Raw genomic sequence first — 8,543 nt, 5'->3', positions numbered from 1 at the left:
GGCTATATTGACGTCGATATAGCCGGAGCCTCACCAAAATTCTCAAAACAGCAAGGCGTCCTTCCCCGGATGCGTACTATCAAACCGCGTCTTCAAATCATACGACGACATCGTCGATCATTGCTGCGATGCCTGGCGGAAGCTCGAAAGCCAGCCCTGGCGCATCATGTCGATCGGGCGCAGAGAATGGGCCTATGGGTTTTGATCAGTGAGCGGCCGTATAAGACCCTTTCTCAAGCGTGCAGGTAATGACTTCCAGGTGCTGCGGCTCGATCATAGCCACAGGCGTGCCAGCCGAAGATCAACGATCCTTTGCCCACTTCTTCAGTCCGATAATACATATGGTCGTTAAGCTTGGGCCGCAATGATAGTTGGTCGCGGTAGACTGAAGGCGCGGCAGGATAATAAAAAAATTATAGGCTGCCAGTTCTTTCCGGACCCCGATCCTGTGACTAAAGTTGAATGTATTTCGTCAATTAATCACCGCTGGTAAATAAAAATAGTTGAAGCGTATGGCTAAACGATTGTGAATACGGAGGATCGTCTTGCCTAAATCAGGTGGACTCGATTTGAATTACGTCACCCATCTGCTGCAAGAATTCTGCCGCATATATTAATTCGCCCTGAACGGCGGTATGGATCTCGAAAATCGGCTGCTCTTTAACCACAGCATCTCCCAGTTTCGAGAGCAAACGGATTCCAGAGACGGACGATTGTGGAGCGCCTGCAAGTTTGGCGACGCGCGCCAGATTTCGGTTATCGATTGATACAACCACTCCATCATGTTTTGCGCGGATGGTCTGGATGTGTTCAGCATGACCAGGGGAGCGCATACCTCCTTGCGCTGTGCAGATCCGGCGGAATTTGTCCCAGGCAGCACCACTGTCAAGTGTTTCGCACGCAAGAGATTTGCCGCCCCCGTTTGCTGCCACGCCTGCGATTTCGAGTGCTGCGCCCGCCAGCGCAGCAGCACGCTCGCGTAAATCCATGGGTGCGCCCGGAGTATTTTGAAGAACGGCAAGGACATCATGCGCCTCAAGTGCCGGGCCGATGCCCATGCCGACCGGCTGGCAACCGTCTGTTTTCATACAGGTGACTGCAAGGCCAAAGTGTTCGCCGACCGCAACCAGCGTTTGCGCAAGGCTGTCTGCTGCCGCTGTCGTTCGAACTTTGGCAGTCGGTCCGACTGGAATATCGATTACGACGTGAGTGGATCCAGCGGCGATTTTCTTGGAAAGCACGGATGCAACGAGTTGCCCTTCCGTGTCTATGTCGAGGTCGCGTTCAACCCGAATGAAAATATCGTCGGCGGGACTGAGTTGTACCGCCCCGCCCCAGGCTATGCATCCTCCCTCCGCTTGGACGACACGGCGGATGCCTGCAATATCGAGGTTCACCGGTGCCAGCGTTTCCATTGTATCTGCGGTTCCGGCAGGTGACGTTATCGCCCGCGATGATGTCTTCGGCATGATCAGACCGTTGGCCGCGGCAATGGCAACCACAATCGGCGTCGTGCGATTTCCTGGAAGACCGCCTATGCAATGCTTGTCAATAACAACTGCAGTGTCCCACTTTAGGCGTTGACCGGCGGCAATCATCGCGCCTGTGAGATCAATGGTTTCCTTCAGATCGAGTGGCGGCGTAGCGCTTGCGGTCAGGAAAGCGGCGAGATGGACATCGGTGTAGCGATGAGCAACCACATCCGCGATGATCGCGTCCAGGCCGGTCCGATCGAACCGCTGGCCAAAAATCCGGCTTCGCACATGTGCCAGAGAGCTGAGGGCGGGAGGATGGCTGATTTCGACCTCGTCCCCATCCTGAACAGCCAAGAGCTCCCATGCTGCCTGCGAGAGGCCTATATCGCCCATCGGCAGCAACTCGGTATCAATCTGCAACAATTCGGCCTGAATGCATTTGTTGCCGGCTCGCACCTGAATATGCGAGCGTGCCGTCAATCCTTCAGATTTGCAGGCAGGACAATCCGTTCGCATGACGACAATCGCCTGGTGCTGTGCATGAAGCCCCAACCTGCGCGCCCGCAATGGTGGGTGAGACGATCTCACAGAGTTCACAATTGGAATTCCTGATCTTGCCGAGGGACGACACTCGACCAACCAAGTTCGCGTTTGATCCTCACGCGTAGAGCTTCCGAGGCGTCCGGCTCTCCATGCACGATGAACACGCGTTTCGGTTCGTTGAAGCCAGAAAGCCAGCGCATGAGCTCATTGCTGTCCGCGTGGGCGGACAACATGCCGATCTGCGCGACCTCCGCATTGATCGGAACCCACATGCCGTGAATTTTCAGTTCCTTCGCGCCCTGCTGGAGCGCGTGTCCGCGTGTTCCCATTGCCTGGAAGCCGGACAACAATATGGTGTTTTTCGGATCTGGCCCGAACGTCTTCAGATGATGCAGAACACGGCCGCCCGTTGCCATGCCCGATGCAGAGATCACGATCTTCGGGAACGGGTTCGCAGTGATTGCCTTCGACGCCTCCACATCATCGGTGTAGCGGGCTATTCCAAAAGCCTTGCGGCAAGTTTCATGATCGAGACGGTGATGCTGCGAATGACGGCTCATGAGTTCCGTCGCATCGATCGCCATGGGGCTGTCCAGGAAAATGGGAACGGAGCCGAGACGGCCAGCAGATTTCAGCTTCCAGAAGTGGTAAAGCAATTCCTGGGCCCGCCCTACGGCAAAGGCGGGGATGATAAGCGTGCCGCCGCGTTTGATTGTTCGTTCCGCCACCGTAGCGAGCGCTTCGGCTGGATCTTCATCTGAGTGCACGCGGTTGCCATAGGTCGATTCGACCATGATGTAATCGACGTTCCCTCCGGATACCGGATCCGGGAATAGCGGATCGCCATAACGGCCGATGTCTCCCGAAAACATCATGCGGGTGCCTCCCCACTGAATCTCGGCATTTGCCGCACCGAGGATGTGACCGGCGTGGCGGAATTGCAGGGATACGCCGTTGCGAAGCTCGATGACCTCGTTGAAATCGACTGTTGTAAAGTGCTCCAGCGCCCTCTGTGCATCCCTGATACCGTAAAGAGGCAAGGCAGGCTGATGCTTGGACAAGTGGTGCTGATTCAGAAAGTCCGCGTCTTTCTCTTGCAGGAAGGCGCTGTCCTTGAGAATCAATTCCGCTACATCCCGCGTGGCTTCCGTCGCATATATCTTACCGCGAAAACCATCACGGACCAGCCGCGGCAGGTAGCCGGAGTGGTCGAGGTGCGCATGCGTCAGGATCACGGCGTCGATATCACGCGGCGGAACTGGCAGCGGCTCCCAGTTCTGCTCGCGAAGGTTTTTGAGACCCTGGAAGAGACCGCAGTCGATGAGAATCCGGTGACTATCGAATTCCAGAAGATGCTTCGCTCCAGTTACTGTACCGGCCGCACCGAGTGATTTGAGTTTGAGCATGTCAAGACTTTCGTGTCAGGTCCGCTCCTAAGAGCTGAACGCATTCATTTGGTTTGTTGGTCTGCGCGGGTTTCGATCGCCGCCAGAAACGTGTCGATCAGCGATATGGTGTTGCTTGGATGGGGGATGGAGTTCGTCGATACGACCCTGCTTGCCAGAACGGAGAGTTCTGCATAGGCCTCTGCTGCCAATAGCCCGTGCACCACGGCGCAAACCGGCTTCTTGAGGCCTTGGGAGGCAATCTGTCGGGCGGCTTCGATGAGGGTACGGCCAGAAGACGCGATATCGTCCACAAGGATAGGTTGCCTGTCTTTCCAGGCGGAGAGGTCAGGCACCTCGATTACGACATTCCGGTCGCCATGCCGCGTTTTACGCAGGACAGCGAAGGGCGCTCCGGAAACGGACGCGATGCTTTCGATCCACTGCGCACTTTCCTCATCGGGGCCGATCAGGAAAGGAGCGGTGACGTTCTTACCGATCCATTCAGCCATGACTGGCGCAGAATGGAGGTTAAAGGCAGGGATCGAGTAAACTTCACCGAGCGTTTTATAGCGGTGCAAATGGGCGTCAACTGTTGTGAGGCTGTCGAAAAGCGAGGAAAGAAGGCGTGCGAATGTGCGCGAGGTCACGGCCTCTCCAGGCTGAAAGCGCGTATCCTGCCGCATGTAGCAAAGATAGGGCGCGATCAGATGCACACGCGCTGCGCCGAGTTCTCGTACCGCGTCAGCCGTAAAGGCCAGCGAGAGGAACTGGTCATCGGGTTGGGACAGGCTGCACACGATGTAGACACTGCGCCCACGAACGTCCGATGCGATGCGCGAGTAGCTTTCCCCGTCAGGAAATCGCCTTGTTTCGAGCGCGCCCAGTTCGTAGTTGGCACGTCGGGCAAGTTCCACCGAAAAATCTTCATTCCCCGGCATCGGCAGGATCAATCTCTGCTCGCGAGTGGAGCCTCTAATTGCGTCAATCAAATCCGTATTCCTGATGCTCTGAATAGAGCCGGCGGGCGTTGCGGCCGCCCTAATATGGTGTGGGCTTCTAGGAGGTTTTGCTAGTTCGCTGGTAGCGCGGCGGCATAGGGCCACTTCCAATTCTGGATTTCCGGCATGTCTTCACCGTGCTCACAGACGAAGCTCTTGTGCTCCACTAGCTTCTCCCGGAGCGTGGCCAGGATCGGCTCTGCCTTCTCTCGCAATACGGGTAGCCTCTCGACGGCTTCTATCGCCAAATGGAAGCGGTCCAGCTCGTTGAGAACCGCCATGTCGAAAGGTGTTGTCGTGGTGCCTTCCTCGATGAAGCCGCGAACGTGGAAATTGGGGTGATTGGCGCGTTTGTAGACCAGGCGATGGATCAGATAGGGGTAGCCATGATAGGCAAAGATCACCGGTCGATCACGCGTGAATATTCGGTCGAATTCCTCATCGGAGATGCCGTGCGGATGGTGCTGCGGCGCTTGCAGCGCCATCAGGTCAACGACGTTGACCACACGAATGCGCAGACGCGGTAGCGCCTGACGCAGGATATCGACAGCGGCAAGCGTTTCAATGGTGGGCACGTCTCCGGCGCAGGCCATTACCACATCCGGATCCAGCCCTTCCTCAGTGCCCGCCCAGTCCCATATGCCAAGGCCCGCCTCGCAATGCTTTACCGCATCCTCGATGGTCAGCCATTGTGGTGCCGGTTGTTTGCCGGCGACAATGACATTGACCCGGTCCCAAGTCTTCAGGCAATGATCGCCAACCCATAGCAGCGTATTGGCGTCTGGTGGCAGATAGACGCGAACGATATCCGAGCTCTTGTTGGCAACCAGATCCACGAAACCGGGGTCCTGGTGCGAGAATCCATTATGATCCTGTCGCCATACATGTGAGGTCAGCAGATAGTTGAGCGAGGAAACTGGCTTCCTCCAAGGTAGTTCGCGGGAGGTCTTCAGCCATTTGGTATGTTGGTTGAACATCGAATCGACGATGTGGATGAAGGCCTCGTAGCACGAGAAAAATCCGTGGCGCCCGGTCAGCAGATAACCTTCTAGCCATCCTTGGCATAGATGCTCCGATAGCACCTCCATAACCCGCCCTTCGGGCGCGAGGTGATCGTCCGTGTCGAGCCTTTCGGCCATCCATACGCGATCCGTTACCTGGAAAACGCTTTGCAGTCGGTTGGACGCAGTCTCGTCAGGACCAAAAATCCGGAAGTTCCGGTTTTCTGCATTGAGGCTCAGCGTATCGCGCAGATAATCGCCGAGGATTTTCGTGGATTGCTCCTCTACGCCCCCCGGTGCGGATATTGCGACCGCATAGGCCCGGATATCCGGCGTTATCAGCTCTTTGCGCAGGAGGCCACCATTGGTATGGGGATTGGCGCCCATGCGCCTGTCACCCTCTGGCGAGAGGGCCCGAAGCTCGGGTTTCAGCGTGCCTTGTGCATCGAAGAGGTCGGTGGGATCATAGCTGCGCATCCATTCTTCCAGAATGCGGCGGTGTCCCTCGTCGTTGCGGCAATTGGCCACCGGAACCTGGTGCGAACGCCAGTGCCCCTCGACAATCTTTCCATCGACTTCTTTCGGTCCAGTCCAGCCTTTCGGGCTGCGCAGTATGATCATCGGCCAGCGTGGACGCACCGCCGAATCCGACCTGGCCTTCTCGCGGATGCCAGCAATGCGATCGAACACCGCGTCCAGCGTTGCCGCCATCTTGCGATGCATGTCTTCTGGCTCACTGCCTTCAACAAAGAACGGCTCATAGCCGTAGCCGGTGAACAGATGCGTCAATTCCTCATCAGAGAGGCGCGCAAGGACAGTAGGATTGGCGATTTTGTAGCCGTTGAGATGTAGGATTGGCAACACCGTGCCGTCCGAAAGCGGATTGAGAAACTTGTTGGAGTGCCATGCAGCCGCCAGCGGGCCGGTTTCAGCTTCGCCGTCGCCGACCACGCAGGCAGCGACGAGACCGGGATTGTCGAACACCGCCCCATAGGCATGCACCAGCGCATAGCCCAATTCGCCGCCCTCATGGATGGAGCCTGGTGTTTCAGGGGCTACATGGCTGGGAATGCCGCCCGGGAACGAAAACTGCCGGAACAGCTTGCGCATTCCGGCCTCATCCTCGCCGATTTCCGGATAGATCTCGCTGTAGACGCCTTCAAGATATGTACTGGCAACCATGCCAGGCCCACCATGGCCGGGGCCGCAGATGTAAATGATGTGCTCGTCGCGGGCACGGATGATGCGATTGAGATGCGCGTAGATGAAATTGAGGCCGGGCGTGGTGCCCCAATGTCCGAGCAGGCGCGGCTTGACGTGTTCAGGCTTTAGCGGCTCTTTCAGCAACGGATTGTCGAGCAGGTAAATCTGTCCGACCGACAGATAATTGGAAGCTCGCCAGTAGCGGTCGATCAACGACAATTCGTTCGCATCAATTTCCATGATCTCTCCCCACGCGGCCTGCCCATGCGGCTTCACCAAACCGGTGGCAAGGCCTAAAGAACGAGGCCCGCCGATCCAGTTGGGAGAACTGCGCGCCGTTGCGCCGTCATTTACGATTACTACCCAACCCGTGCACTAGTCAACAATTGATGACAACACCGTTTGACTTCACCGTTGTTCTTAAAAAGGGTATCGATGACAAGACGTGACAGCAGGCCGCGATGGAGAGGGTAGCCGGCTCAACCGTGCGGGAGTTTTTGCGTTGAATTCAGTGGGTGCGACTTTGGCTTCTCCGTTCAAGCTTGTTGCGGCTACTCTCGATTGAGCAATGCCGGAGCAGCATCGTTGTCAGGGCGTGGGCAATAAATTTCCTGTTCCTTTGCGAAAAGCGACCACGCCGCAATAAACATCGCCGCGATCAACGGGCCGATCACAAACCCGTTAATGCCGAACAACGACATGCCTCCTACTGTCGATACGAGGATCACATAGTCCGGCAGGTGCGTTCCCTTGCCGACAAGCGGCGGTCGCAGGAGGTTATCGATCAGTCCAATAACAAAGACACCGACCAAGATTAAAATTAAACCCTTTATCCACATGCCGGACAAGATCAGCCAGATCGCGGCCGGAATCCACACGATCGCCGCTCCCACCGCCGGCAGCATGGAAAAGAACGCCATAACCATGCCCCATAACAATGCTGCTTGAATCCCAAGGGCCCAGAATACCAGACCACCAACTGCACCCTGTGTCAGGGCGATGATCACGTTTCCCTTTATTGTCGCTTGGACGACAGCTGTGAATTTCCGCAGAAAATGCTCCGCGTGATCATCGCTGAGCGGCATTGCCTTGCGAAAAGTCCGACCAATCTCCGGCCCGTCCCTAAATAAGAAAAAAAGGAGATAGAGTGTAATTCCGAAGCTGACAAAAAGCTGAAGGGTGTTCTGTCCGAAGCTGAAAACGTGGGTGGCAACAAGCTGGCTTGCCTGCAGGGCGGCTGTCGAAATCTTTTCGCGAATTTGTTCGATACTCCCGATTTGCAGCGACGCCAGCCAGTCTTTCAGAAACGCTGGGAGGATGGTGTGCAGGTTTGTAACATAACCGGCAATATCGAATTCCTCAGTACTCAACTTTCTGTACAGATTGCTCCCTTCTTGAACGAGGGATCCGAGAATTACGAAAGAAGGTACGATGACCAAACATACGCAGATCACGACCGTTAGCAGTGCGGCGATGTTTCTCTTTCCACCGCAGCTACGAACCAGTACTTCCTGAACCGGGTAAAAAACGATTGCAAGGACCATTGCCCAGAAAATGGCGCTGTAATAAGGCAAGAGAAGCCAGATGAACGCAACTGTGATTGACGAGAGAATAAAATAGAAGCATGTTTTCTGGACGGACATCCTAATTTGCTCTTCTGCTGTGACTCCGGACCTTCATCCCTTTGTGGCTGGAGTTTTATGGTTAGATATGCGCGTTTGCGCAGGTGAAGCAATGGGCGAGACCCTGCTCTTGTTGGCAAGCTGAAAGCTCCGCTTCGCGAGGTCGATCGCCAGAATGTGACTGTTGTCATCTGCCTCTCCTCCGTAAGCGCCACCATGGCGCTGAGCAGGCAACATGTCCCGGATCAGCGCCCTTGAGACAGAACTGGTTTAGTTGAGAAGAGAGGATTTTCGGCTCATCGTAGCTCTATCA

Annotated in this window: 5 protein-coding genes and 1 pseudogene; 1 reads left to right on the top strand and 5 read right to left on the bottom strand. The window is 55.9% G+C overall.

Annotated elements, in window-relative coordinates; translation table 11 throughout:
• Nucleotides 1–76: 76 nt before the first annotated feature.
• Nucleotides 77–205 (top strand): annotated as a pseudogene (locus tag AKG11_RS35610) (IS630 family transposase); the annotation flags it as partial.
• A gap of 349 nt (nt 206–554) precedes the next feature.
• Here AKG11_RS35610 and AKG11_RS32320 read toward each other — a convergent pair.
• From AKG11_RS32320 to AKG11_RS32300, 5 genes are all read right to left on the bottom strand, one after another.
• Nucleotides 555–2,063 carry a thymidine phosphorylase family protein gene (locus AKG11_RS32320; RefSeq protein ID WP_256364436.1) on the bottom strand — a complete coding sequence of 503 codons (1,509 nt, stop codon included), beginning with the start codon at nt 2,061–2,063 and terminating at the stop codon, nt 555–557.
• Between the two features lie 5 nt (nt 2,064–2,068).
• Nucleotides 2,069–3,424, bottom strand: a complete 1,356-nt coding sequence (locus tag AKG11_RS32315) for an MBL fold metallo-hydrolase RNA specificity domain-containing protein (protein WP_050746970.1) — start codon at nt 3,422–3,424, stop codon at nt 2,069–2,071.
• A 44-nt stretch (nt 3,425–3,468) separates the two neighbouring features.
• The gene (locus AKG11_RS32310; protein WP_256364434.1) at nt 3,469–4,356 is read right to left on the bottom strand and encodes a ribose-phosphate pyrophosphokinase; all 888 of its coding nucleotides are present in this window, start codon (nt 4,354–4,356) and stop codon (nt 3,469–3,471) included.
• Nucleotides 4,357–4,475: 119 nt separating this feature from the next.
• A complete protein-coding gene (locus AKG11_RS32305; protein ID WP_050746969.1) occupies nt 4,476–6,848 on the bottom strand; it encodes a phosphoketolase family protein in 2,373 nt (790 codons plus the stop codon).
• A 311-nt stretch (nt 6,849–7,159) separates the two neighbouring features.
• Nucleotides 7,160–8,251, bottom strand: coding sequence for an AI-2E family transporter (locus AKG11_RS32300; protein WP_050746968.1), 1,092 nt, complete (start codon nt 8,249–8,251; stop codon nt 7,160–7,162).
• Between the last annotated feature and the right edge of the window lie 292 nt (nt 8,252–8,543).

It is taken from the genome of Shinella sp. SUS2, from assembly GCF_001262505.1.
GTDB lineage: Bacteria > Pseudomonadota > Alphaproteobacteria > Rhizobiales > Rhizobiaceae > Shinella.
This window is presented reverse-complemented; position numbering and strand designations above follow the sequence as displayed.

Bases quoted from the DNA above. Each gene is read 5' to 3' on its own strand.
- AKG11_RS32315 (WP_050746970.1), bottom strand. From the start codon at position 3,424: ATGCTCAAACTCAAATCACTCGGTGCGGCCGGTACAGTAACTGGAGCG.
- AKG11_RS32305 (WP_050746969.1), bottom strand. From the start codon at position 6,848: ATGGAAATTGATGCGAACGAATTGTCGTTGATCGACCGCTACTGGCGA.
- AKG11_RS32300 (WP_050746968.1), bottom strand. From the start codon at position 8,251: ATGTCCGTCCAGAAAACATGCTTCTATTTTATTCTCTCGTCAATCACA.